Annotated in this window: 20 protein-coding genes and 1 pseudogene; 12 read left to right on the forward strand and 9 right to left on the reverse strand. The window is 55.0% G+C overall.

Translation table 11 applies throughout. From position 1 onward, the window contains the following. Nucleotides 1-33 precede the first annotated feature (33 nt). A complete protein-coding gene (locus E2L06_RS10730; RefSeq protein WP_138781261.1) occupies nt 34-459 on the forward strand; it encodes an NUDIX domain-containing protein in 426 nt (141 codons plus the stop codon). A 239-nt stretch (nt 460-698) separates the two neighbouring features. Beyond that, nucleotides 699-899, forward strand: a complete 201-nt coding sequence (locus tag E2L06_RS10735) for a hypothetical protein (RefSeq protein WP_138781262.1) — start codon at nt 699-701, stop codon at nt 897-899. Here E2L06_RS10735 and E2L06_RS22380 read toward each other — a convergent pair. Then, a pseudogene (locus E2L06_RS22380) lies at nt 871-1,071 on the reverse strand (hypothetical protein); the annotation flags it as partial. The gene E2L06_RS10735 and the pseudogene E2L06_RS22380 overlap by 29 nt on opposite strands. 479 nt (nt 1,072-1,550) lie before the next feature. Here E2L06_RS22380 and E2L06_RS10745 point away from each other — a divergent pair. After that, entirely contained in the window at nt 1,551-2,726 is a 1,176-nt protein-coding gene (locus E2L06_RS10745; protein ID WP_138781264.1) for a hypothetical protein, read from the forward strand. 508 nt (nt 2,727-3,234) lie between these two features. Then, nucleotides 3,235-4,491 (forward strand): RNA-guided endonuclease TnpB family protein, encoded by a 1,257-nt coding sequence (locus E2L06_RS10750; RefSeq protein WP_138781266.1) that lies wholly within the window; start codon nt 3,235-3,237, stop codon nt 4,489-4,491. Nucleotides 4,492-4,901: 410 nt separating this feature from the next. Here the strand turns inward: E2L06_RS10750 and E2L06_RS10755 are convergent, their stop codons facing one another. Continuing rightward, nucleotides 4,902-6,158: an RNA-guided endonuclease TnpB family protein gene (locus E2L06_RS10755; RefSeq protein ID WP_138781268.1), complete on the reverse strand. Its 1,257-nt coding sequence runs from the start codon at nt 6,156-6,158 to the stop codon at nt 4,902-4,904. A 237-nt stretch (nt 6,159-6,395) separates the two neighbouring features. Here E2L06_RS10755 and E2L06_RS10760 point away from each other — a divergent pair, with 237 nt between their 5' ends. From E2L06_RS10760 to E2L06_RS10775, 4 genes are all read left to right on the forward strand, one after another. Then, nucleotides 6,396-8,159: a PKD domain-containing protein gene (locus E2L06_RS10760; RefSeq protein WP_138781270.1), complete on the forward strand. Its 1,764-nt coding sequence runs from the start codon at nt 6,396-6,398 to the stop codon at nt 8,157-8,159. A 97-nt stretch (nt 8,160-8,256) separates the two neighbouring features. Beyond that, nucleotides 8,257-9,030, forward strand: a complete 774-nt coding sequence (locus E2L06_RS10765) for an ABC transporter ATP-binding protein (RefSeq protein WP_138781272.1) — start codon at nt 8,257-8,259, stop codon at nt 9,028-9,030. Beyond that, entirely contained in the window at nt 9,027-10,241 is a 1,215-nt protein-coding gene (locus tag E2L06_RS10770) for an ABC transporter permease (RefSeq protein ID WP_138781274.1), read from the forward strand. Before E2L06_RS10765 ends, E2L06_RS10770 begins: the two co-directional genes overlap by 4 nt. Nucleotides 10,242-10,264: 23 nt before the next feature. Beyond that, the gene (locus tag E2L06_RS10775) at nt 10,265-11,497 is read left to right on the forward strand and encodes an ABC transporter permease (protein WP_138782543.1); all 1,233 of its coding nucleotides are present in this window, start codon (nt 10,265-10,267) and stop codon (nt 11,495-11,497) included. Nucleotides 11,498-11,706: 209 nt separating this feature from the next. Here E2L06_RS10775 and E2L06_RS10780 read toward each other — a convergent pair whose 3' ends face one another. Next, entirely contained in the window at nt 11,707-12,825 is a 1,119-nt protein-coding gene (locus E2L06_RS10780; RefSeq protein ID WP_138781276.1) for a DUF1616 domain-containing protein, read from the reverse strand. A gap of 176 nt (nt 12,826-13,001) precedes the next feature. Continuing rightward, nucleotides 13,002-15,092, reverse strand: a complete 2,091-nt coding sequence (locus tag E2L06_RS10785; RefSeq protein ID WP_249361421.1) for an Ig-like domain-containing protein — start codon at nt 15,090-15,092, stop codon at nt 13,002-13,004. Nucleotides 15,093-15,270: 178 nt separating this feature from the next. Between E2L06_RS10785 and E2L06_RS10790 the strand changes: the two genes are divergently transcribed. The 3 genes from E2L06_RS10790 to E2L06_RS10800 are packed head-to-tail and all read left to right on the forward strand — an operon-like array spanning nt 15,271 to nt 18,310. Next, complete coding sequence (locus E2L06_RS10790) at nt 15,271-16,830, forward strand: DUF58 domain-containing protein (RefSeq protein ID WP_138781278.1); 1,560 nt, start codon at nt 15,271-15,273, stop codon at nt 16,828-16,830. Continuing rightward, nucleotides 16,827-17,411, forward strand: a complete 585-nt coding sequence (locus tag E2L06_RS10795; RefSeq protein ID WP_138781280.1) for a hypothetical protein — start codon at nt 16,827-16,829, stop codon at nt 17,409-17,411. Before E2L06_RS10790 ends, E2L06_RS10795 begins: the two co-directional genes overlap by 4 nt. Beyond that, nucleotides 17,408-18,310: a hypothetical protein gene (locus E2L06_RS10800; RefSeq protein ID WP_138781282.1), complete on the forward strand. Its 903-nt coding sequence runs from the start codon at nt 17,408-17,410 to the stop codon at nt 18,308-18,310. The genes E2L06_RS10795 and E2L06_RS10800 overlap by 4 nt, the downstream gene beginning before the upstream one ends. Nucleotides 18,311-18,480: 170 nt before the next feature. On the opposite strand, the gene E2L06_RS10805 is transcribed toward E2L06_RS10800, so the two are convergent. From E2L06_RS10805 to E2L06_RS10820, 4 genes are all read right to left on the reverse strand, one after another. Then, nucleotides 18,481-18,699 (reverse strand): hypothetical protein, encoded by a 219-nt coding sequence (locus tag E2L06_RS10805; RefSeq protein ID WP_138781284.1) that lies wholly within the window; start codon nt 18,697-18,699, stop codon nt 18,481-18,483. 475 nt (nt 18,700-19,174) lie between these two features. Further along, entirely contained in the window at nt 19,175-20,212 is a 1,038-nt protein-coding gene (locus E2L06_RS10810) for a MoxR family ATPase (RefSeq protein WP_138781286.1), read from the reverse strand. After that, nucleotides 20,209-21,318, reverse strand: a complete 1,110-nt coding sequence (locus E2L06_RS10815) for a DUF4350 domain-containing protein (RefSeq protein ID WP_138781287.1) — start codon at nt 21,316-21,318, stop codon at nt 20,209-20,211. The genes E2L06_RS10810 and E2L06_RS10815 overlap by 4 nt, the downstream gene beginning before the upstream one ends. Nucleotides 21,319-21,364: 46 nt before the next feature. Next, on the reverse strand, nt 21,365-21,628 hold the full coding sequence (locus tag E2L06_RS10820) for a hypothetical protein (protein WP_171052346.1): 264 nt from the start codon (nt 21,626-21,628) through the stop codon (nt 21,365-21,367). A 401-nt stretch (nt 21,629-22,029) separates the two neighbouring features. Here E2L06_RS10820 and E2L06_RS10825 point away from each other — a divergent pair, with 401 nt between their 5' ends. Next, entirely contained in the window at nt 22,030-24,465 is a 2,436-nt protein-coding gene (locus E2L06_RS10825) for an MFS transporter (RefSeq protein ID WP_138781291.1), read from the forward strand. Between the two features lie 163 nt (nt 24,466-24,628). Here the strand turns inward: E2L06_RS10825 and E2L06_RS10830 are convergent, their stop codons facing one another. Next, on the reverse strand, nt 24,629-25,630 hold the full coding sequence (locus E2L06_RS10830) for a hypothetical protein (protein WP_212750774.1): 1,002 nt from the start codon (nt 25,628-25,630) through the stop codon (nt 24,629-24,631). Nucleotides 25,631-25,711: the final 81 nt, after the last annotated feature.

Raw genomic sequence — 25,711 nt, forward strand, 5'->3', positions numbered from 1 at the left:
ATTTTTATATTATGATATAAGAAATCCTACTATATGCACAACTCGGTAGTGCCCTGTGTCCCCAAAGTCTGTGCGTATCTTACCCGGAATGGCCACGAGTTGCTCGTGTTCGAGGGACCCGGCCACGATGGACTCCAAATTCCGAAAGGAACGATTGAACCCGGCGAATCGCCACGGGATGCACTCGAGCGCGAAGTCCGGGAAGAAAGCGGCCTCACAACACTTCAGAACGTCGAACACCTGACGAGCGATGTCTGGACGCGCCGGCGCACACCCCCCAAAAGATACCACCGGCATTTCTTCCATGCAGAGGTCGATGTTGACCGAGATACGTGGACACACGTGGTGACTGGTGATGGGGAAGAACAGGGCGTCGAATTTACCTATTCCTGGCTCGAGTTACCCACGACTCGAGAGTTTGCCCTCTCCCTTGACGACTATGTGCATCTTCTCTCATAGAGCCAGTCAATTGTAATTGATAGCGCATACCTGCGTCTGCAAGCGTGGGAGGAGGTCAATGTACTGTGATTTCGGTAGTTGATCCCCACCGACGCTCGAGTTCGATGGTTTCCTCGCTCTCGAACTCGACCAGCTTGTTGTCCATATCCATCTGATACCCAACATGACAATTTCCTCGTTAGCCAGCACAGATATATTACCATAAATAGAATATCCTCTATGAGAGGTAGTTAGAGATAATGGGAGACACCAATGAATTAATCCAAGCGCTGGAACATGCTGAGGATCAGCTCGCTGATGCCGAAGACGTTGTCTGGAACGTTAATACAGAACTTTGTGACGAGGAAACAGAGCAGTCACTTGATCAGCTAGTGGAAGAGTTGTGGAGCGTTCAGAGTCACATCGCAGAAATCAAAGAGACTGTACCAAGCGACGATTGATACCTTTCCCGGCAAAGCATCCACTCTCAGAATCGAACATGGACACCGATAGCTGTGCCAACCAGCCGTTATTTCTATTCTCGGACGGATTCAGAGATACTTTCTGTCGAATGTTCTCAGCACCGTTTACGTCCGCGTTCGCTACCGTACCGCACTTGTCACACACGTTGAGTGCTGGTTTCGAAAAACGCTGGCCGGAAGCCAGCGTCGGAGCCCCATCTGAAAGGTGGTGTGTCAATGGGGTTGGGATCGAGTGGTAGTCGAACGATCCCGGAGTCGCGGCGAGGTTCCGTCTGTATTGAAGCCGGACAGATTCGGTCGGACAAGGACTGAATCTTTTCCTCGCCACCGCTTGCTTTGAACTACGCTGAAATAAACCTGTTGGAAATTTCACACCAAATCAAAGATCAAATCCCAATGGACAAAATAATGAATTGTCTTCGACGCTACCAATGGAGGCTCCCTCCCCATTATTACCATTTTACTGAATACTCGATCGGTATTTTTGATTGCTGGCTTCTGCAGCAATCGCCGTAGCGCAGTGAATTACCTTGGAGACATGGCTCGAGGCATTCTCTCATACTGCGTGTAACCTGCTGAGTTTCTCGTAACAGCGGAAGGATTTTATTCATAGTTTCAAAATGTTCATTCATGCGGACAAGTGCCCTCCAAGTCGTCAGCGTTTGTCTAATCGTCCTTGCCTCCGTCTCGCTTGCTGCCCCAGTAGCATCGGAGTCAGACTACGATCTCGAGGTCGTTGATGCAATTTCGACCCCCGAAGAGACAATCGAGATCGAAGGAACAGAGTATCCGGTTGATGGTGTCGGTGTCATCAAACCGGGCGAACCGATCGAAATCGAAGTCACCTCTCAAGAACAATATAGTATCTACCTCTACAATACAGACGAAAAAGCTGAGTACAGTAACGTATGGACCGCGGACAAAACCCGTGTTGCGATGGGAACCGAAGATGACGCGCTCGATACAAGCACGCTCGAGCCTGGGACGTACATGCTATCCTTGGAACCTCGAGGACAGGGTCGGCAAGCAGTGTATCCCGTGGTCGTCGAAGAGTTCGATCTTGAGGTCGACCATCCGACATCCGCAACAGTCAATGAAGAAATCAAAGTTACTGCATCAATCGAGCCAACGGATGCAGCAACGAATGTAGACGCTGTTGATGTCGCGATCTGGAACGAAGCTAACGACGATGGAAAAAACATTACGTTAGGCGCTGAAGGTGACGGAACATATAGTACGACTACCAATCTCAGCGACTTCGGTGAAGGCGAGTATCATGTTTACGGTGCTGTACAGGGTGACGAGGAAGCACAGGGATACCCGACCATTGTCGCGATCGATAACGGAGAGACGCTCACGGTAACAGCCGACGACACCGATGAAGATGATGGAACCGGCAGCGGCGGAGGGAGTAGCGGTGGTGGCGGTGGCGGTAGCGGAGGAGTTGCTTCCCCGGACGACAGTGTATCCGAAGACGATACTAACAGTTCTAACAGCAGTACCGATCAGTCAAATGAATCTGTGGATGACGATTCGGTAACCGAAGACAGTTCTAACGAGAGTGAGACGGATACGAATGAGACGTCCGTCTCAGGCTCTGACACCGAGAGTGTGAATGAGACTAATTCTGACAACGAAAGCACCCAAGAGAGTCCTGATCAGGATCAGGTTCTCAATCCAAACAACGAGTCTGAGACGTCTAATGAGCCGACTAATACAGAGACCGACTCGGTTGGCAACCCGGGCTTTTTCCCCGTAGTAACTGTCTTTGCACTACTCATAGTTGGATATCGCCAGACACAGTAGCTCTGAGGTGCAAAAGCGATAGAACAATCGCTGTCCGAACTCGAGGCAGATATCCGTTTACAGTTTTGATACATAATGCGAGCGCATACCCGTGTCTTCACAGTAGTTGCCGATTCAGATTTCAGGGAGATCGCTGGAGCGGGAGGAGGTCAACTACAGGATTCATATTAATCAAGTGGTAGTTCTATTGGTCCTTACGGCCTTCAATATTCATATAAAAATCCCAATTATTTATTACTTAATTTTATATATTTTGATATATAAACTATAACTAAATATTAAGATTTTATTCATTATACGTTAGAATAGTATAACTAGATCCGGAGGTGGGGGGACTTATGCACGAGAATACGACGATCAGCATTTCCGAGGTGGAGCCTCCGACCTCAAGGAGTGAACAGAGTGAGCGAGTAGGCCGAAAAGGAAACCGACATGGTACGACACAACCTGCATACTGCGACCGCCTGACTCCCGAACGGTTAAGAACCGTCAGCACTCCATCTGAAATATGGAGGTCCGGCGTACCGCGCCCGTCAAACTCGTCGTTCCCGACGAGCGACGCGACGACCTCCACGAATCCGCCCGGCAGTTCCTTCACTGCGCCAACCGTGCCGCCGAGTTCTGTTGGTCCGACGACTCCTACACCGAGTGCATCACAGCCAACACGACCGCACGAGACGCTCTTTACGACGAACTCCGCGACGAAACCGAACTCACCGCGAACCTCGTCCAAGAAGCCATCCGACGCGCTGTCCAAGCCGTCAAGGGATGCGTCGAACGGTGGAAACAAGGAAAACGAGTGAGCCAGCCGGAACTCACGTCGTGGAGTATGCTCTACGACAAACGGAGCGCCACATTCTACCGGAACAAAGTCTCACTCTCGACTGTCAACGGGCGTGTCGAGTGCGACTTTGAACTTCCCTCGGACAGCCCCACGCCATATGAGCGGTACGTGCTGTCCGAGGAGTTTGAGTTCCGAGCGAGTACGCTCCAGTACGACGCAATAGACGACGAGTTCTACTTCCACATCACCACTCGGAAGTACGACTCCGATGGAGACGGCGAGTTGTCTGAGGTTTCGGGAGATACCGAGCACCAAACAGTCCTTGGTATCGACCTCGGCGTTAACAGTCTCGCCGTCGCCTCCACCGGGCGCTTCTGGCAGGGAGACGACTACGACCACTGGTGCCGCGAGTTCGAGAAGCAACGTGGAGAGATGCAACAGCGCGGCACGCAAGCCGCGCACAACGCCCTGCTTCGCCTCGGCAAGCGCGAAGAAGCATGGCGGAAACAGTACATCCACACGGTCGCTAACGAAGTCGTCACGGAGGCCGTCGAACACGACTGCGACGTAATCGTGTTCGAGGATTTGACCGATATTCGAGAGCGGCTTCCACAGGCAAAGTGGCACCATGTCTGGGCGTTCCGACGCCTATTCGAGTATGTCTCCTACAAGGCACCTGAGAAGGGCGTCTACGTGGAACAAGTCGAGCCGAACCACACGTCCCAACGCTGTTCTCGAACGGACTGCGGGTTCACGCACGACGGCAACCGCCATGGAGAACACTTCTGTTGCCAGAAGTGCGGGTACGAAGTGAACGCGGACTACAACGCCGCGAAGAACATCGGGACGCGGTACGCTCGGAAGCGAACACACAGACTCCGTTCCTCGCCCAAGTCGGGGGATGGAGACGCACCAGTAAACGTGCGTATAAATGGTGGGACATTAAACGGCAAGAGTCACCAGCCTATTGCTGGGGGCTGATTGCCGGGAGTCCACATCAAAGCCCACCCTCAAGAACCGAGGCGCGTAGCGCCGAGGGAGTAGGGTGGGGTAGTTTACATCAGTCTATTGTCCATATTGTGGTACTGAGCGAGAAGTTCAGATTACCATTCCGCGGCAAGGGGAGAAGACAACGACTCGATCTGCCTACTGTCCACACTGCGACGATGACCGGGATATTCGAATCACCGTCCCATGGCAGGCAGATATATGTACCAGCTGCGGACAGAACATTGGAGACGGGGTGAATTGATATCGGTACGCTCCGCCGTCAGTACGGTGACTGACTGGGATAGCAAGTGGTTGAGGCTATGCCGACAACTGCCAACGACAGTGTGCGCTGTTGACATCCTCCTCCGGCTGAAGCCGGAGAAATCCCCAGCGTTGGGATATTAGGGTTTGCAGACTCCCTGTTCTCTCGGTGTAAACCGTCCGCTCTCGCGGTCGAACAGGAAGACTCCGGGCTGTGCCAACCAGCCGTTACTCATATCCCCGGTCGGGGGACTCTGAGTTATCTTTCTCCGAATATTTACCGCACGGTTCACGTCTGCGTTCATCGTCGTTTCGCACGACGAACAGACATACAGACCACGCTCTACGCGGTTGCTATCCCGAATCCGCCCGCAACACGAACACGTCTTCGAGGTGTTCTCCTCGTCTACGCGGTCAACGAGGATGCCGTATTCCTCGGCCTTGTATTCAAGTAGACGGGCAAATCGGTCGAACTCCCATCCGTGGAGTTTCTTGTTCCCCGACACACCCCAGTTCCGCGAGTCGCCGTTGTCGTCTTCTCGAATGTCGCTGAGGTCGCCAACTGCTATCTTCGCCACGCCTTCTTCGACACACCGCTCGACGATGTGTTTCGAGAGTGTGTGGAGGAAGTGGTTTTTGCGTCGGGAGAGTTTCCGGCGAGCCTTCAACGCACGTTTCGACGGCCCGTTCTTGCCTTCGGTCTGGTACTCCTCGCGAGTGAAGTAGTGCTTGTCCTCTTTTAGCACGTTCCCCGGATATAGTTCACTTGCGCCATCTTCGTAGTCTATGGCAAGATAGTTACTGATACCGAGGTCAATACCCGCCGTGTTGTCCCCGGGTGCGTCTTCGACTGGAATCTTTTTCCTGCAGACGAGATGGAGTTCCCACTCGTCGCCGTTCCAGACGGCACGCACTTGCTGGATGTTCTCGACTTCTACGTCGGGGCGGGTTTCGTACTCCGCGAGGATGAAGTCAGACCGTGACTCTTTCAGGTTGAACCCTTTCGAGAGGCGGAGTTGGCCGTGCTTGTCGTCGTGCTTGATAGCTCTCTTTTTCCACGTGACGGTGGAGCGCGGGTGTCGGTTGCCACGTTTCCGGTAGCCCGGTGGGTTGTTGCCGTCGTTGGAGTTGTACCAGCCGGTAAACGCTTCAGCAAGCTCTTCGAGAACTCGCTGACTTGACTGAGAATGGAGGTCACTGTAGCGTTCGTGGTCTTTCAACTCCGACTTCAGTTCGGCTTCATCAGGAATCTCACCGTCTTCATCCCACCGTTCTTGGATGTAGTAGCGACCGACGTTCCACAGTTTCGATGCTGCGAATCCGCACTGGTCGAGGTCGTCACGAACCTGCGTGTGGTTCGTGATGCGTGCGACGTAGGTGCGGGTTGTCTCCAGCATCGTACTGCGTTCATAATCAGTTATGAAACGGAGAGTATTAAAGGCTATGTTTGACGTTGAATATCCGTCCCTGTCGGTATCGGTGGAACGGGTCACTGAATGACGGCACGTATCCACGGCCTGAAGGCCGTGGTATTGCGCCTGTTCAGCGTATAAGCGACTCGAGGAAATACTGAGTCTAGCTCCGAGGTAATTCACTCGGTAGTGTTAAATCTGTGGAGTTTATTTTCTTGAGATATGAAACGTCAGCCTGTCATTGCGCTATTATTCAGCGCTATGATTCTCCTCAGCCCAATTGCAGGGGTCGTGGGAGCCTCGAGTGGAACAGCTTCAACCTCATACCAATCAATAGCGGCGAGCGACGGAACAGACGACTCATACATTGACGTCACCGAGAACATGAGTGTCTGGGACCGGTCGGCACTCTCGCTACGGGCAAATACGAGTGCGAACGATGCAGTGACCGTCGACAATCTCTACTTGGACGCACAAACCCCACAGGGCGACGTATCGTCAGGTGATATGGATCGAGCTACGCTTGCTGTCTTCCAGACTGGAAATGAGGTGACACTCTCCTTTGGAGAAAACGTTGACACGAGTAATGTCCCTACTGACGGTGCTCAGCTTCTGACTGCGCATCTCGAGGAACAAACGAGTGCCACACCGACGACTGGACGAGAACTGCTTAATGAACTCTCGAACGAAAACATCGAGAATCTCAACCAGAACGCTTCATTTACGGAGAAGAGCATCATTCTTAGCGGTGATCAAGAGCTAACAGCCACGCCGGACAAACCCGGACACTACGTGTACGTGCTTGCGACAGGCGGTAATCTAAGCACGTCTAACGGTGATCTCGAAATCAACGGTGAGACAACGATTCTCGGAGTCGAACAACTCGCTGCGCAGGATACCCCATCCGAGGTCTCGGTTTCGCCTGACTCGCCAGAGCCAGGCGACACTCTGACTTTTGATGTTAATGCGACTGAATTAGACGGCGAAACGTCACACGCTGTTGCCGTCTATGACGAGTCGAATTTCACTACGAGCCAGATGACTGTCAATATCTCCGAACAGCTGAGTACAGACCTCTCTGCTGAGAACGTGACTATCAAGCATGAAATTAAGGAATTCAATGGGGTGCAAAACCTCACAGATGATGTCTCGATAGTCAACCAGCAAATCGGAGAGCAGTCCGGGACAGGGCTAACTCAGTTCGGAGATGTTGTTAGTTTCATCGCAAACGAAGGCAACGTCGATGAAATCGAAACAGAGGTTACCGGAGAAACCACTCTCGATGCCTCTACCACTGCAGTGAAAGCTGGTCCTGAAACGTCGATTGCCGTAGAGACGTATCAGAATTGGACGGAAGGTGACTATCGCTGGATCCACATCGCAACCGGTTCCTCGAGTGAAGAACTCCAAGTGAACACCGGTACGATGACGATTCAAGCCGAAACCACCGGCGGAGGCGGTGGCGGCGGTGGCGGAGGCGGTGGCGGCGGTGGCGGAGGCGGTGGCGGCGGTGGCGGTGGAGCCCCCGGCGCACCCGGAGGGGGTGAGCCAGATCAACCAAACGCTGTGATCTCTATCGACCCCAACCCAGCTACAGTCGGCGAGACAGTTACATTCTCCGCTGCGAAGTCGACAGACGACGATCAAGATATCGTCGATTATGAGTGGGAAATAAATAACGAGACGTTTGAAGGGAAGACCGTTACCAAGACATTCAACAAGCCTGGTGGGTATCCAGTCAAACTCACGGTTGAAAATGAAGCCGGCGGGACTGATACTGCAACAGCAACACTGGCCGTCAAGAAAGATACGAAACCTGTACCTGATGATCCTGATGAACCCCCCGTCGATGATCCTCCGCGTCAGCCTGACGAACCTGACGAACCTGAGGACGATGGCGCCTTCCCAATCCCCGGATTTGGTGTGAACGTCACACTTGTCGCCCTCTTGGCAGCTGCATTGCTCTTGGCCCGCCGACAAAACTAACCAACAGAACACGCTCTTCTTTCCTCGAAAGCAAAGCGAGAGACCACTTATTCACGAGAACATAACTGTTAATTAGCCATAAGAACCTTCGATTTGTATGGTCGGGGCTGTTACCTCAAGCAAGGACATTGATTCTTCTTCACCTATTGTCACGGCAAGGAACGTGACGAAAATCTATAAACGAGGCTCAGAACCTGGATTGATTGGTCGCATATTAGGCCGATCGGAGCCACCGGCAGTCCATGCAGTTGACTCAGTCTCACTCGAGATTACTCCCGGCGAAATCGTTGGTCTCGCAGGATCAAGTGGCAGTGGGAAATCAACACTGTTGCATCTCTTATCTGGATTAGAACAGCCGACTGCAGGTACGGTTTCGTTCCACGAGACCGACCTTGCAACACTGTCTGCTCGTGAACGAACTCGGCATCGACTCGAGAATATTGGGATCGTGTTCCAGCGGTTCCATCTACTCGATTCTCTCTCTGCTCGTGCAAATGTTGCGCTTCCACTCGTTGAACTTGGTGTTCCCAAGAAAGAACGCCGGAAGCGAGCTACAGAGTTACTCGAGCGAATTGGACTCGAAGATCGGATCACGCATCGACCAGGTGAACTCAGCGGTGGGGAACAACAACGCGTTGCGATCGCCCGTGCGCTTATCACGGATCCAGCACTTGTGATCGCTGACGAACCAACCGGCGAACTAGACACAGCAACTGGGCGAACGATACTCGAGGAGTTCAAACAGGTTGCTGAGAATCGAACTATCGTTCTTGCCTCACACGATCAGGAGACACTCGAGATTTGTGATCGGGTAATTCAGCTTCGAGATGGTGCCATCACTAATCGTCGGACACAAGAGATCCGTCCATGAAAATTCGGCGGCTACTTACCCGGTGGATTGGGCTGATTGCTGTCGGGATTCGTCGCACAGCATCACGTGCAACCCATACAGCGAAGCAACGGAGTCGATTTAGTGTCCTTGGTGTTGCCGTCGCCATCGCACTCTTGATTATGGTCACTGGACTTGGGGTCGGTCTCGCGACGAGCACCACTGTCTATGACGATGAGGTTGATTACTGGATCGTCCCTGAGACAGACAGTCCAGAGTCACCGTTAATTGCAACCGATAATATACAGTTCAGTTCGGTCCATGAGACGAACGATCGTATCCGTAGCTACGATGGAGTAGATGCAACAACACCAGTGTTAGCTCAAGTTCTCCAAATCGAATCAAGCGACACGGCTGAGTACGTTCTTGTTGTCGGGGTTATAAACACACCCGAGCTGGATCGCGTTGTTGGAGTCAACTCTGACTTGCTTACACCACAGGATCCCTACTATGCGAACGGAGAGTACAACGGTGAGTGGACAGGTGAGGTGGTCCTTTCGGACGGTGCAGCAGACATTCTTGCAACCTCACCAGGTGAATCAGTCGCAGTTGCAGGAAACAACACGTTCACCGTTACGGCTATCGACAACCAGTCAAGTTCGACAGGCGATATTCCGACAGCACTTGTCCAACTAAGCGAGTTACAACAGATAACTGGCGCTGCAGAATATGACCAAGCAGACCAATTCGTTGTCAGTACGAATTCGCCAGCCGTGCAAAATAAGCTTGAAGGAGTTTATCCACAGTCATCTGTCCAGACACGTGGTGAAATGACAGCAAACGAAGTAGCTGAGTCAGATCTGTCATTGGCACTCGCGCTTACTGCACTTGTGGTATCGCTCTCTATTGGAACGCTTTTTGTTGTCACAACATCGGGACTCGAGATCGTTGCAGATCGGCAGCAATTAGCAGTTCTCTCTGCAATGGGGATCTCGATCAAAAGCCAGTTACAGCTTGTGGGAACACAGACAGTTGTGCTGACAGGGCTTGGTGGGTTGATAGGCACTATTGGCGGGTTAGCAGGAATCCGGCTGATAAACACTATTGCGATCCGAACAATAACGACGGAGCCGATAGCGACCTCACATCCGATCTTCATTGTCTATGGAATCGCCACTGCACTGGTAGTGGGCTTACTCTCACTGCCAGTCCTGTTGCTGACAGCTCGCCGTGTTTCAGGAGGTGTTCCATAGTGTTTAGACAACTTTACAATTGGGTGAGTCAGGGAGTTATTCGCCTGCGTACTGCAGGGAGTCTCACTGTTGCTCAATTCCGACAACACAAACTCCAACTCACGTTAGCGATCATCGGTGTCGCATTAGCTGTCCTCTCAATGACGCTACTTGCCGGTGCAGGAATTGGTGTTCTTGAAACCGGCGAGCAAGGATTTGATGCTGCTGATCGTGACCTCTGGGTCACGTCAGGCGAAACTCGAATAACGTCTGCAGGCGGCGGTGGGTTCGAAAACACGTTATACAACTCTCGAAATCTATCCGCCGAAATGGAAGCACATGAGGACGTACAGCATGCTATTCCGTTAGCGTTCGATACTGTATATGTCAGCACCAACCACAGTGATGAATTCCATACGTTCGTTGCAACAGGTGTTCCAGGAGGTGGCCCAGTAGTTCAAATAACAGAAGGTGAGGGACTTCAGGGAGACACTCATTACGCGAATGGAACATATGAGGGCGAGATGACTCGAGAGGTGGTGATTGATAAAGAAACAGCTGATACGCTCAATATTTCAACTGGTGACACAGTCAACATTGGCGGATCACTGGCTGCTGCGAGGCAAAATCAGTTCACCATCGTTGGGATCTCACCAACTTTCGAGCGAATGCTCGGAACACCAACAGTGACAATGCCACTCAGTGAACTGCACGAGGTCACGGGAACTACTCAAACTGAGCCAGCAACGTTCATCACAATCACTGTCGAGGACGGTGCAAGCGCCAATACGGTTCAGCAGGACTTGGAAGAAGCATATCCTGAATACGAAATTCGAACAAACCAAGAGCAACTTTCGGCTGTGTTGCAAGAACAAGTGCTTCTACTAGCAGCTGCAGGGGCACTCGTCTTGTTGGCTATCGGTTCTGGCATCGCACTAACGGTATCGTTGCTCTCGCTTGTAATTCACCAACAACGCCAGACATTTGCGGCTCTCACAGCTCAAGGAGTCTCACGATCACTCCTTGTCTCAACCGTGATTGGACAGGGGTTCATAATTGGATTCATTGGGGGAGTAATTGGAATACTACTCACAGTTCCTGCTGTTAGTGTTTTTAATCGCCTTGCAGCAGCTATTGTCGGGTTCGAAGGGCTTCTTCAAACTGCACCATGGATTTACGGGACCGGTCTCGGGATTGCCGTGGTCGTTGGAACGATTGCTGCAGCTACTGCTGGTTGGCGGATTAGTCGCACGCCCCCACTGGAACTACTACACTAGCGGAGAGTAGGTGCCAGCACCCCAATGTGTTCCATGTCGACGATCGCGAAGTGGCTCCCTTCAATTTGATGTCGGCTTCGAGGACATCATCAATACCGACGCCGATATAGCGTCTTTTTGCTCTGTGATCAATCTCCTTTTGAGGCCCCACTATCACTGCTCGAGAAGAAGAATTCGAGAAAGACAGTTAGCCAGCGATGCCGATATCTTCACGACTCGGAGACATTCACCCAGAGATGGACGGAGTACTCTGTGTCGTCCATCGAGGGCTCGGCTGGCACGTCGCCACCAGGGAAAAGGAGCCAGACTATCCGCTGGTTCTCCCCGGCCATCGTTGGCTCGAGCGCGTACTCGTGGTGCCAACTCTCGTTGTGTGCAATCGTGGTGCTAAAGCGATCGAGCTCTCGCTGTTCCTGAACGATTGTCTCGTTGACCGTCGTATTAGTATCTCCCTCACTGGTAGCCGTCTCGTTCTCGACCACCTCGACATCCTGCTCGAGGACCACCACCGTGTACTCTGTCGTTTCGTGTTCGTGGTTGTCGATCCCAACGATCAGCTCTTTGCTCTCTCCTTGGACGAACTCGGTCGGATAATCGTCGGCGACCCGTTCGCCGTCATCATCCTCGGTTAATAGATAGATCGCTGAAAATTGTTCGCCGTCAGCTGGGACCATCACAGCGAAACTCACGCTCCCAGCTGCAAGCACGACTGATATCACCAGCAGAACATTCAGTGCAGCATCTGCACGGGTATCCGGTTCAAGCAACTCTTCGCGTCCAGCAGCGTACCACTCTCGGTAGGGGACTTGGAACCGCTCGTCGACCGGCAGTTCCCGTCGGCGTTCTGCTGCCACGACTGTCGAAACGAGTGTGAAGCCGCTGACCGACACCACGATCGGCACCAAACGAATTCCCCAGGGTGTGAAATTCAACACGAGGCCGATCAGAGGCACGATTGCAATACTGAGTCCGAAAGAAAGTGCTACGCGCTCGATGCCATCGATTCCGGACCGTGAAGCAATCGAGTCGTACAATCCATCCGAATCCGAGTCGTCGACCATCGTCTGGCTGTCAGCCGGTGGTGTAGGCTCGTCGGACGACGCAGATGACTCGCCAGCCTCGGGAAACAGCGCCGCGATAAACGCATAGCCAGGGACGAAGAGGACGAACGCGAGGCCGAGCGGAACCCGAAGGGGCGTCTCTCGAATCACAGGGGCCAGCGCAGCGATGTTAGTCGCGATAACGAGCGCCACCACAGCAGCAAGATCAGCGGGCAGTTGTCTGACTCGTCGTGGGAGCAACAGCCACAACGACCGGAACGCGACCATTCAATCCATAGTATTGACAACGGAGGTAAAAACAAACCGAAAGGTATGCGCGAGCGCCGTCGACAACACCCTGTGAAACTCTCATCATACTATGCCGACTGCTGCGATCGGTGTGTTCGTCAACAGTGCCGCTCGAGAAGGCCGGCAACCGAAAAGATGGTGCTGTAGCCGATTCGTTAATCGTCGGCAGGTGCGCCATCGCTCGACGACTCGTCGCTGCCACACAATCGCCGCGCTCGCTCGAGAATACCTGATGCCTCGTCTGTCGAAACACTCTCACGGCCGAACGCGGCGCGTTCGTATCCTTGCGTGATATCGTGGAGCAACTCGGCGTCTGGCACATCTTCGCTGCGATAGGTTCGATAGAACTCCCAGTGAGTCAGCGCCCCCTGTTTATCCATCCGTGCCGCCAATGCTCGGCGAACGGCTGCATAGCTCGTTCGTGCCGCGTCGTCAGGCCGTCCGCTGGTGAGCTGCTCGTGGGCCCGTTCGAGCAATGGTGTGACGGTGTCGGACGACAGGTCCGACGACTTCTTAGTGGCGGTTGTACCGTCCAATGTAGACTGTCGGTCATCTGCCGGTCCACCCGATGGGATCTCTGTCGCGGAGCGACGGTACCACCAGAAACCAAGACCGGCTGCGATCACTGCGAGGAAGCCACCAGCGAGCCATACTGATGTCGGTAGCTGCGTTCCCGTCTGGCCGATCACAACGACCGTTTCAGCGGTCGTTGGTGCGAGATTGGAGCCACTCCCCTCGTAGACCACAGCAACCGTCACATCGCTCCCGCTAATTGAATCTGGAACAGAAACCGTCTCACCGAACGACCCGCCTTCCCCAGTCGTGACGGTACCGACAGATGTTCCGTCAATTCGAAGCTGCACGGTCTCGCCTGCGACCCCGTCGCCGCTGGCGGTTCCAAGTGTCCCGTTGACCGTGATCTCTCGACTGCCAGTCGACTCCCCTTCGATCGAGAGCTTGCTTTCGGTCTCGCGAACGGTCACGGTCGTTGTGTTGTTCGTCGCGGCGAGTGCCTGATCATCGAACGGCAGTCGGACGCCTAGTTCAGCCACTCCGTCGGGGACGGACGCTGAGACCGTCCCTGTCCCGCTGAACTCGCCATCTGTGACGGTGGCCGTCCCGATCTGCTCACCCTCAAGGACCACAGCAAGAGTGACCCCGTCGACGGGAGTTCCATCGACCGCCAACTCACCGGCGACGGCTGCCTCATCGTTGTACGAAACCTCACTACTTACCTCGCTCAGTGAAACGGTCGGTTCGGCCTGCTCAATCGAGACACTGACGTTAGTCTCGTCACCCAGGTACACTGATTCCGTCTTGGGCACGTACTGGACGGCAAGTTTGTCGGTCGATAGTTGCTCGTCGGTCGGACGATACTCGAGCGTGAATGCGCCCGCTGAATCCGTTGTGACCCACTTAGTATGGTTTCCGATAGTGAGTCGAATCTCCTCGTTCGCAATCGGAGTCCCGTCAGCTGTCCGTAGTTCGCCCGTCGCGACCAGTGGTTCAAGGAACGAGATCGTCTCACGTTCGGATGTCAGCGTCAGCTCTGTTTTCTCAAACGACTGTTCGCGAACGACTGCCTGTTCGGTCTGGATCGTTTCAGTAACGTTCTCGACTGCCGTGTCTGCCTCCGAAAGATCGGCATTCGTCTGGTTCTCGATCTTGTCGTAGCTCTCACGGACTGAGCCACCGAGGGACTCGATCTCGTTGGCAAGTGTCTCGAGTTCACGTGCGCGCTCACGTGCGCGCTGTTCATTTCCTTCTTCACGGGCTGCTTCGTACTCGTCTTTCGTCTCCCGATACTCCTGAACGGTGTCGGATAGCCGAGACTGCTTTTCGCCGGCTTCCTCGAATTCGTCTTCCTGACTCTCGCCGTCAGTCTCTCCCGCGACATCGACGTATTGCCCCAGCCGCTCGCGATAGTCCTCACCGACATAGTCTTTCGCGAGTTCGTATTCACCCTCGCTCAGTTGGATCGCACTCTCGCCAAGCTGCGTCGACAGACGGTCCGCTAGCCACCCTTCGACGCTGTTGAGGTCACCGTCTTCGGAGTAGTTGTCGGGATTCCGATGCGGGGTCGTCTCGTTTTGCTCCTCGTCGGTGCCGTTTTGCTGGACGGCGACACGATAGACGGCATCACCGTCCGCCGCACTCGCCGGATTCGCCACGGCAATTCCACTGGTAACCGTCATTAAGATGATCAAGAGGGCGAAGACGAGCGAACGACCACCGACAGTATTCACATCTGAGGGATTTTCAGTGCACCCCAATAAGGTATTCTCTCGAGCGGCGGCACTCGCCACAACCGACTGGACTGTCCACGCATTGGGATACACCTACCTCCGCCTGCACTTCGATTCCGGATCGTCTCGCCTGTTGGCAATCAGTACTTTGAACACGGTCACGGAAATCTGTCAAGACATGTATCCCACGCGCCAGGGATGGACGGTCGCCGCACTCGCCGTTGTGCTTGCCGTCCTTGCAGTAGTGTTCGCACGCCCGCTCGTGCTTGTTGGGTCGGCCCTCATCGGCGCGTGGCTACTGGCCCACCAGTATCGCTTCACCCGTGACCTCGAGCGAACAGTGGAGTCGCTGTCGGTCGTTCAGTCTCCTGCCCGTATGGCCGTCCGAACTGGAGACGAGGTGCCGGTCACGCTCACCGCGACGCGAGAAACCAAGACGGAACTGACACTCGAGGTTTCTGCTGGGATACCGGTCGCAGCGACCGCGACTAGACCGTTTGTTGTTTCACTTGAACCAGCCATCGAACAGGCAAACCGAACACGGACGGTCACCTGGCCCGTCGCTGGTCGTCACACGTTCGACAAAGTGACCGTGACAGCGACGGATGGGCTGTTCCGAGAGACGATTACGGCTGGTTCAACGCCGACAGTGACCGTCGAGCCGCCTAGTCCCCGGTCAATTCACGTCGGTGAGGGAGGTGACCGGATTGCCGCGTCGTACGGGTCCCACGAGTCTAGACGTACCGGCACAGGAATCGAACCGGCTGAACTTCGCGAGTATCTCCCTGGCGATACAGGGAAACGGATCGACTGGAAGGCGACGGCACGGCACACGACGCCGTACGTCCGCGAGTACGAAGCCGAGAGTGATCGCCGGACCCTGCTGGTCGTCGACCACCGTAGCTCACTCGCGATGGGTTCAGAAGGCGAAACAAAACTTGAAGCTCTCCGCGAGGTGGCCCTCGTTATCGCAGGAAACACCCGTCGACTCAACAACCCGCTTGGGCTCGTGACGGTTGGCGATGGGGGAATCACTAGCTATCGGGGAATAGCATCGTCGACCGTCAATTACAGGCCAATTCGGCGTCAACTGCTCGCTCTCGAGCCGACGATAGCGGCTGACACATCCGCTTCGACAGGTATCTCTAATCCGGCGGGGGCCACGACGATGAACCGCACTGAGGCTGACTCGAATGAACTGAGCGCATCAATGTCCACAAACACCCAATTGGAGACGGTCAGCGCGGGCGAAAGCAGCGTTTCGCTTCTGCGACGGAACACCACTCCCACGGACGCCCAGCGGTCGTTATCCGATCTTGAAGGAACAGATGACGCGTTTGGACGGACACTGCGTCCATTCTATTCTGATCAACAGAGATACCGGGAACGGATCACCGAGGATCCACTGTACGGAGCAGTCCACAGGGGTGTGACGAACGCACAGGGTTCTATCTGGACCGTCATCTGTACCGACGATTCACGACCAGCGGAGCTCCGCGAGACGGTCTCGCTCGCACGACAGGGCGGAAGCGAGGTCTTGGTTCTGCTCGCACCCTCGGTACTCTACGAACCGGGTGGGCTGGCGGATATCGAGCAGGCCTATGATCGCTACGTCGAATTCGAGGAATTCCGGCGAGAACTCGCCCGGATCGATAACGTGACCGCCCTCGAGGTTGGGCCAACCGATCGGCTATCGGCCGTCATTGAGGCAGGCCGCTCGAGAGGTGGTCATGCGTGAGCGCCCGAATCGAGACGGTCCCGGCCGCGACCGGCCGCGACTGGTCAACCGTCATCTCTCTCGCTGCGATCGTCGTTGCGTTCGGTGCCGTCGCTGGCCCACTTGGCGCACTCGCAGGAATCGCGACGGCACTCGTTGGCTACCTGTTTGGGATACCATATGCGCTTGCGGCCGGTCACGTTGCACTCGTCGCCTCCTTCCCGGACGGGATCGATCCACTCCCGTTCATTATCGTCGAAGTCACGTTTATAGCCGTCCTGATCGCACCCATCCGCTGGACGAGGAGTCCAGGTCGTATTACGCTCGTCGCGCTCACGAGCGCTCTTACGCTGGCAGGCGCTGCGTGGCTCATCGTTGACTCGCAGTCGGTCTATTTGGCCGCCGCAACGGTGATCGTTCTCCTCGCAATCGCCTCGTATGGTCTCCACCGACTCGAGCTTGTTCGACTCGGGCTGGTTCCAGATCTCGAAGACGGAGAGCAGGCACGCCAGACCGATACTGATCGGACTGCTGAACCAACCACTGATACGGATACCGAGACGACCGCCAAACCGACGACTGAATCATCCACTGATATATGAGTACAAGTGATGTTGACATAGACGAGACGACGACCGACTTAGACGCTGACCGAGCAGACGGGCAGGACGATGACCGGCTCGAGCTTGCGGCGCGGACAGAACTTCTAGAGGCGGAAAACGAGCGGCTACGGGCCGAGTATGCTCGCACCAAGCAATCGCAATACCGTCGCACTGCAGCGGGACTTGCCCTCGTTGGTACCTGTGCAGCCCTCGCTGCAGTCCTCTTCCCTGATGGCCGGGAGGTGCTCTTCGCACTCGCTTCGGTGGGTCTGTTTGGCGGAGTACTCACATACTACCTGACGCCTGGGACGTTTGTCGCTGCGGATGTCGGTGAACGAATCTATGCTGCGATGGCAGCCAACGAGGCCGCAATTGCCAGCGAACTCGGCCTGAGCGACAATCGCGTCTACCTCCCGACTGACGACGCCGCGGGTGCGCGCTTATATGTTCCCCAGCAGACGACCGGCGAACTGTCCACGCTGGACGATCTCGAGGGACCAATCTTGACTGATCCTGAGCACCGTGGACTTGTCCTTGAGCCCACTGGAGCAACGCTGCTCGAAGACTTCGAGCGTGCGCTAACTGACGAGTTCGCGACTGCGCCGGCACCGCTTGCAACCCAGCTCACTGACGGCCTCGTCGAGCAGTTCGAACTCGCAGGCAGTGCCGAGCCAGATGTCGATGTAGCCTCGAACCGTATCACCGTCGCCATTGACGATAGCGCGTTCGGTGATCTTGACCGCTTTGACCATCCTATCGTCTCATTTCTCGCAGTTGGGTTCGTAACTGGGCTCGAGCGGCCAATTCGACTCGAGGTCACACCAGCCAACGAGCGATCGGACTGGCTGGTCACCTGCCGGTGGGATGATCATACAGACGTGGAAGATATCGACGACTAAGGCACCACGAAAGACGACAACAGCAACGAGAGAGACGAAATCGCATCGGAGTGAGTCTCCGTTAACAGACTTCCAAGGAGGATGCGACTGACCTCGACCTCGAGGCAGGGCAGTTCACCTCATGCTAAAAGGTCGAAGCTGTTCGGGAATCGATGAAAAGAGGTCGGTTGCTATCGCCAGTTCTCGAGGGATAGCGCGTCGTCGGCGTTGATTGTAATCCACTGGGTCGGCACGTCGCCGTCCGGGTCACGGGGCACGAACGCAATTTCGTTGGGTCGGTCCTCGTATTCAACGGCGAAGTACTCGAGGGAAGTATTGCGCTGGTTGGCGTCCGGCGTGTCGTGTGTCGTGGGGTCAGTCACCCACTGGAAGGGATCGGTATCAGTCATTGATGGAGGGCTGCTGAGTCTTGCTTGCGTTCGGTATCGTACCTGAGTTAGCGGATCGCTTCCTCAACGTTGTCTTGCGTGGCATCAGTCATGCTTGCCTTGCTTGCTGAACTTCGTGTGAGTCGTCGCTTCCCATTGAGGTGGGCAGAGGTTTTGGGACTGAAATCCCAAGCGGCGATTTTCGAGGTCAACGGATCGTCGATCGCCGGGTCGCGAATTCCGTGGTCCTCGAGATTAGTCTACACAACCTCGTGGCCAACGTCGTCACCAAATAGTGTTGCGATCTCTCAATCGGCGAGATCACGTTCACAGAATACGTCTCGAGTCGGTCGGCGTCGTGCCACCACTTCCCGGGAACTGAACACGGATGGCTGTTCCATGTGGTCACGGTCGTCGACGGGGAACTGTGGCCGATCGGTCTCGTCGGGGACGATACCACCGTCGAGGCGTCAGCTATGTGCGCGTGAGGAGGAACTCACTCGAGAATCTTCTCGTCGCCGTCGCTCGCGGCGGCCGATTCGAATGCCTGCTTCGTATCGGCTCCTGGCGGCTCGACCGTGTCGACAATCTCCGCGACGATAGCTTCGGGGTCGACATCGCTCAGATCGGCACTGGTACTCAATACGAGCCGATGACGCAGTACCGGTTCGGCCATCGTCTTTACGTCATCAGGAATTGCATAGTCGCGGCCACGGATCGCGGCACGTGCCTTGGCACCGTTGAGAAACGCCAGTGTCGCACGCGGTGAAGCACCGTGTTCGACATCAGCATGCGACCGTGTCGCTGCGACGAGATCGAGCACGTACTCTTTGACAGCCGGTGCGACGTGGACCGATTGAACGGTCTGGCGCGCATCGGCGAGCTTCTGTGGCTCGATGACCTGTTCGACATCGTCAGGACCGAGTTCCGGATTATTGTCAAACCGGTCGAGCAACTCTCGTTCGTCTGCTCGATCCGGTAGATCGAGCGTCAGCTTAAACTGGAAACGGTCTCGCTGAGCTTCTGGGAGCTGGAACACCCCTTCGGACTCGATCGGGTTCTGAGTCGCGACGACCATAAACGGATCTGGCAGCGAGAGCGTCTCCCCTTCGATGGTCACGCGACGCTCTTCCATCGCCTCGAGCAACGCGCTCTGGGTCTTCGGTGTCGCGCGATTGATTTCGTCAGCAACCACGAGGTTTGCGAAGACGGGGCCGCGCTGGAGTTCGAACGTTCCCGCACCCTGTCGATAGATGTGCGTTCCCGTGATGTCGGCCGGGAGGGTGTCGGGAGTCATCTGGACCCGGTTGTATTCCAGGCCAGTCGTCCGCGCAAAAAGATTCGCGAGCGTCGTCTTGGCGATACCTGGAACCCCTTCAAGCAGGAGATGCCCACGGGTCAGTAACGCGACTGTCAAATACTCGACTGCCTCGTCGTTGCCGATGAGAACGCGGTCGATCTCTCCGCGAAGCGAGTCATAGATAGCTTCAGGATCACCGCTCGTCCCGTCGGCGAAATCAGTGGTACCGCTCATTCGTCTGTCTCATCTTCCGAACGGGGATGGTTAAGCGCTGTTATCATGCGTTGGATTTGCTCCTCATCCCAGTCGGGATGCTGTCTGCGGAGGAACTCGGCGCGTTCGGAATCAGAGAGTCCAGGCCCATTCGTTCCACTATTGCGATTCCTGGCAGGCTGGAAGCGCGCTGGCAGCCGGGACTGCATAGCCTCGAGTGCAGACGTGACCCGAATCTGAGAGAGCACTGCAACAAATCCGATGCCAACGGTACCAACGAGCAGCTGTAACAATGGTGAGCCCCGGACCACCAACATCGCAGCGGCCAGCGGAGGGACCCCGGAACCGTGCGAGCGGTCGAAGATCACATGATCGGCATCAGCATACAAACCGCGCACGAACGCGGCGTTGTCCGGTTCACTGTACATCGCGTTGATCGTGATACTTGGGTCACCGACGACGACCACCTTCCCCTTGCTGACGTTTTCGACCGTGGCGACCGGATACGATCTGAGTTCGTCCTGATTGTCTAGCTCGTCATCCTCAGGACCAAGGTATGCGAAGTCGCTGGTCGCTACTAGCACTGTTGCGTTTCTTGGTTCGACCGCAGTTCCATAGTTGAGCGTCAGCTGGTCAACACCAGACGTGAGCGTGTGGTTCGCGGTTTCCGTCGCAATGGGCATTGTTGGCCCACGGAAATGGTGGCGCTCATCCCGAACAAGTTGTCCATCCACACGTGCTTCAGCACCAACATCGGCTAGCAGTTCGTTTCCTGGCTCGCCGAAGTTCTCGAGGACGACTAGCGTACCACCTTCATCGACGAACTCTCTGATCCGTTCGGCATCCTCTCCCTCGTAGGGTTTGTCTGGCGCGATGACGAACGCGACCGTCTCGTTGGCCGGCAGTTCATCGTACCGGGCGGTGTCACTCAACAGATGGCTCTCGACTGTGGGATTATCCTCAGCATCCTGCCGGAAGTCAGACGATCCATCCCAGGATGGATTGTACGGGCCGAATGCAGTCGACGACGTCGCGGCTACGGTACCTAGTGTAACGAGTACGGTGATGGTGAGTGCGAGCAACAGGATTCGCGGCCAGTCGATTCTGCCGTCGCCAAGCCAGCTCATTGAATCACCTTCATGGCTCGAGTGAGGCAGAGTCCATAATTGAGACTCATACCGGAATCACCTCCGGTGGCAGAATTTCGAGAATCCGTCGCACGACGATGACTGCGAAACCTGCGAGGCCAAGCAGAATAAGCCAACGGAGCCGGCGTCGCCACGTCGGTGTGACATTGAATGGAGCCGTCAGTTCCGTGATGACCAGAAAGCCGATCAGTGAAAGAACGAAAACCAACTCGTAGGACAGCGCGTTCAACAGTGTGAGCACGAGGACTGTCGCGATCATCCATGCGACCTGTCCATGTACAAACCGCATTCTGCGCTGAGTTGGCATCTAGTAGTCAAGTACGAACCCCTCAAGGTACCTAAACGTAGCGCACTGTCATCGTGGGCTACATCAACACACAGCATGCTCAGTATGTGCTACTCCTCATGTGCCGTCTCCGACAACCCTATGAGAGAAAATTTCCTACCTAAACGCACCTTTCTCGAGTTCGAGCGCAGTGGTGACTGGTTTTCGCCCATCACCCTACGTGGAGTGCATCTCGGCAAAGATTTTCGTGACGTTGAGGTGGAGCGGACGGTCTGTCCAGCCTCTGACTCTCAAGTCAGCTCATAGGTAGTCCATAGTAAGGACAGTTGGAACAACCACTCTCTTCGGCACTCAAGTACGCAGAACGAAAGGTCCATGTGCGATAACTGTTACACTCTTTCTGAATGACGGCCGACGACCTCGAGACAGTGCAGGAGTTTCTGGACGAGCGACCCGATGGGGAAACCGTCCTTGAGGCCGTCCTTGCAGTTGACGCCGACAGTGGGACCTGGACATTCGATGATGTCGATCTTGATTCAGGAACCTTCGGAGAACTCGTATCCTGCGGCATCGTCACGAAAGTCGATGATGCATATCAAGTCGCGAACCCAGCAGTCGTCGAATCAGTATTGACGGGCGAAGAACTTGAGGAGCCCACAGACGACCGCAAGTTCGCGGTCGATCTCGATCGGTTCCTGAATAGCGTCGATGTTCGCGCACTGACGGCGCTGCTTGGATCGCTGCTGGTCGTCGCCATAGCAAGGATGACAGCGTTTCGATCGGTGTTTCAGCACGGCTACGTCGTCTCTCCAGGGAACGATCCATACTACTTCCGCTACTGGATGAGAGAGTTGATGGCAACGGCCTCGGGACCCCTGGATTATCAGGTACTGGTAGATGCGCCGCCTGGTGTCTCAGGAGTGCAACCGCTTTCCCATGCGACGAACTGGTTCCTCGCCGAGTTGCTTGGCGGCGGCCAGGGGGCGGCTGGCACTGTTGCTGCATGGCTCCCTATCGCCGCCTCCATCGCGCTCGGACTCGCGATCTACAAGATGACCGTCTTGCTTACTCGAGACGTTCGTGTCGGTGTCGCGTCAGTCCTTGTCTTCGCAGTGACACCGATCAACGCGGTCTATACGGGCCTCGGCTTCATCGATCATCAGCTCCACCAGTACTTCTGGCTCGGGATCACATTGGTGACGGTGACATGGCTCGCTGTCGACCTCCAACGGCGACTCGAGGGCGGTCTGGAACCACACACATGCGTTCGGGAGCATCTCCAAACGCCAATGACGTGGATCGTCGCTCTCGTCTTTGGACTCTCGATCGCGGCTGGGATACACGCCTGGGGTGGCTCACCGCTCCTGTTGATACCTCTTGCGGGATACATCGGACTGAGAGTTTCTATGGATGCTCGAGCGGAGGTGTCGCCCACACTCGCGAACCTCCCGCTGCTCATTGGACTGGCTATCGGGAGCGCACTCTCGCTCGCTCTTCACCACTGCTGGGGGTGGCACGCGGAATTCGTCGCGACCACGCCAGCGCTAGTTCTCGGCGGTGCGGTCACGGTCGTTGCACTCAGCGAACTATGGCGGCGGTTCGACTTTCATATCGGCGGATTGCTCGCGTTCGAAGGCATCGTCGCGGCCGGTGGACTCTACGCGTTTAAGCGACTACAGCCTACAAACTGGGCCGAGGCGATGGCGCGCGTTGATGATCTCTTCTTCCGGGAGGGGATGACCGAGACGATATCGCTGTTCTCGACGGAGTACGCCGTCTTTTTCGGCCCGATGTACCAGCTCGGCATGGGGTTCTACGTCGCCCTGATCGTGCTCGGCTGGGTCATCTGGCGTGTCTATCGGCAGTACGAACCCGGCTGGTTGCTCGTCGGCACCTACACAGGGTATCTGCTCGTGCTAGCGGGGATTCAGGTTCGCTTTGCCGGCCAACTCGCGATACCGCTGGCTGTGCTCACCGGACTCGGGTTCGTCCAATTACTCTCGGTGGTAGAACTGGCCCGAACGCCAGTGCCGTTCCAGAGTTCAGATGTGTCAACAGGTGATGCTCGAGACGGCGAGCCAGTCGCCGCCGACGGCGGTCAAGCACTCGAGCCATCGATTGTGCTGCCGGATGGGCGAGCAATCGGCTACCTCCTCGGAGTTGGCCTGCTCGTGTTCGGACTGAGCCTCATTTATGTTCCCGGACTAACAGGTGACGTGACCCACGGCAAGGCAAAGATCGAAGCGGTAAGCGCGATCGATGACCATGCTGAGGTAGTGAATCAAACCTATCCGGACAACTACGTATTGAGCGAGTGGGGCGACAGCCGGATGTACAACCACTTCGTGAATGGCGAGTCACGAGGATACAGGTACGCACAGAACAATTACCAAGCGTTCCGGACCAGTTCAAACCCTGATAGCTGGTACGATCGATTCAACGGCCGAGTCGGCTATGTCGTTGTGAGTGAGGTCGACGAAGAGGTATCGTCTGAGAGTGCACAGGCACAGCTGCTCGAGCAGTACGGTGCGGGCGGAAGCGAGACGGACGCTCTCGCTCACTATCAGGCTGTCTTCATCTCTGATCGTGTTGCAGCGTTCGCGGTGGTTCCCGGGGCAACGCTCGAGGTATCTGGTGAGCCAGGTACGCAGGTAACTGTCAAGAAAGACGTGTCTGCTTCCGGTAAATCGTTCACCTACGAGCGCGAGGTGGCTGTCAGGGATAATGGGCGGGCCATAGTGACGGTGCCGTATATCGGCAACTACTCTGTCGATAACCGGACGGCAACCGTAACTGAGGAAGAACTGATGAACGGACGGGCAGTTGTACTAGAAGAGTGAGTCTCCCGTTCGCTGTGGATGGGCTGGCGTCACTTTCATCAAGTCTCGTGTGAACCGAGCGTGAGGTCCATACTGCCTGCAGGGTAGCTTGACATGGATAAAACCGAAGTAGATGAGAGAACAAACTATTGTTACGAATTAAGTCCTGTGGCGAGGTTTGCGGTTACCTGTATCCGAGATCTTCTAACCGGTTCTCAACGACCTCGGAGTCCATCTGTTCGTTCTTATAGGGAGGGTTAGTTGTGATATGTCGTCGGTTCGATCCTTCGATGACGAGCCATGGAACCGTCACTAGTTCAGGAGCATAGAACCCTCTTGGATGGCCATAGCCCTTAACAGGGATTGGTCTAGTTCGATCTCCAGTCAAATTCCCGTGATCAGAGGTCACCACACTTTTTCCATCTAACGAACTGACGAGTTCGCGAACATGTGGGAGCGTAAGTTCAAGATTTTCTCTATAAGCAGCGTAAACGAAATCTTCGTCAATGTCCAGTTTTCGGTCACGTAACCCAGACCAGACGTGTGGTGTCTGTTCATTGCTTGTCTTGTTCCCCGGTGTTACCCCGGCGTGTGTGATCTTTTGTCCTTTCTCGCCGATAAATGGAAAATGGGGCTGCATATAGTGAACAATAAGACGCTTATTTGGGTGCTTTTCGTGTACCTTGAGCGCCTCCTTTGTCATTGCCTCTGGAGTGACTGTTCTTAGATCTTCATCCCACTGGTGTTTGAGTAGGTTTACCGTCCGATAAAAGGTGTTGTCGTCAAGTTTGGGTGCGTGCGGGTTTGCCGTGACGTATATTACATCATGTAGCTGTCGTCCCTGAAAGTTCTCACAGAGAAATTCCCAACTTTCGCTCCCAACTGAAGTTCGTGATCCAAGTCGTCCATCAAGGAAGTTCACCTCCTCAAAAAGGTCATATCGACAGCCATCTAGAATGATCAGATTATCCCAATCCTCATCTATAACTTCACATGTTCCATTAAATCCTCGTAGCCGAGAGTATGCCGCATTCGCGGATAGTGCAAGGCGTCTTCCCTCAACGAGGAAGAGTGTTGGGTCGTGAACGGCTTTCTTGAGATTAGAAAGAGTATAGTGCACTGGAAACTTCATCACTATTATATCGTTCTCGCTCGGCTTTATGTGATCTTTGCGTTTCTCTTTCACGACACTGATCAGTAGCAAGTGGGGCTATTAGTGAGGTATAAAAGACAAAACTTACCAATATCAGAGAGAGCCAACTATTCA

This window comes from Haloterrigena sp. H1 (genome assembly GCF_005938085.1).
In the GTDB taxonomy this organism is placed as follows: Archaea; Halobacteriota; Halobacteria; order Halobacteriales; family Natrialbaceae; genus Natrinema.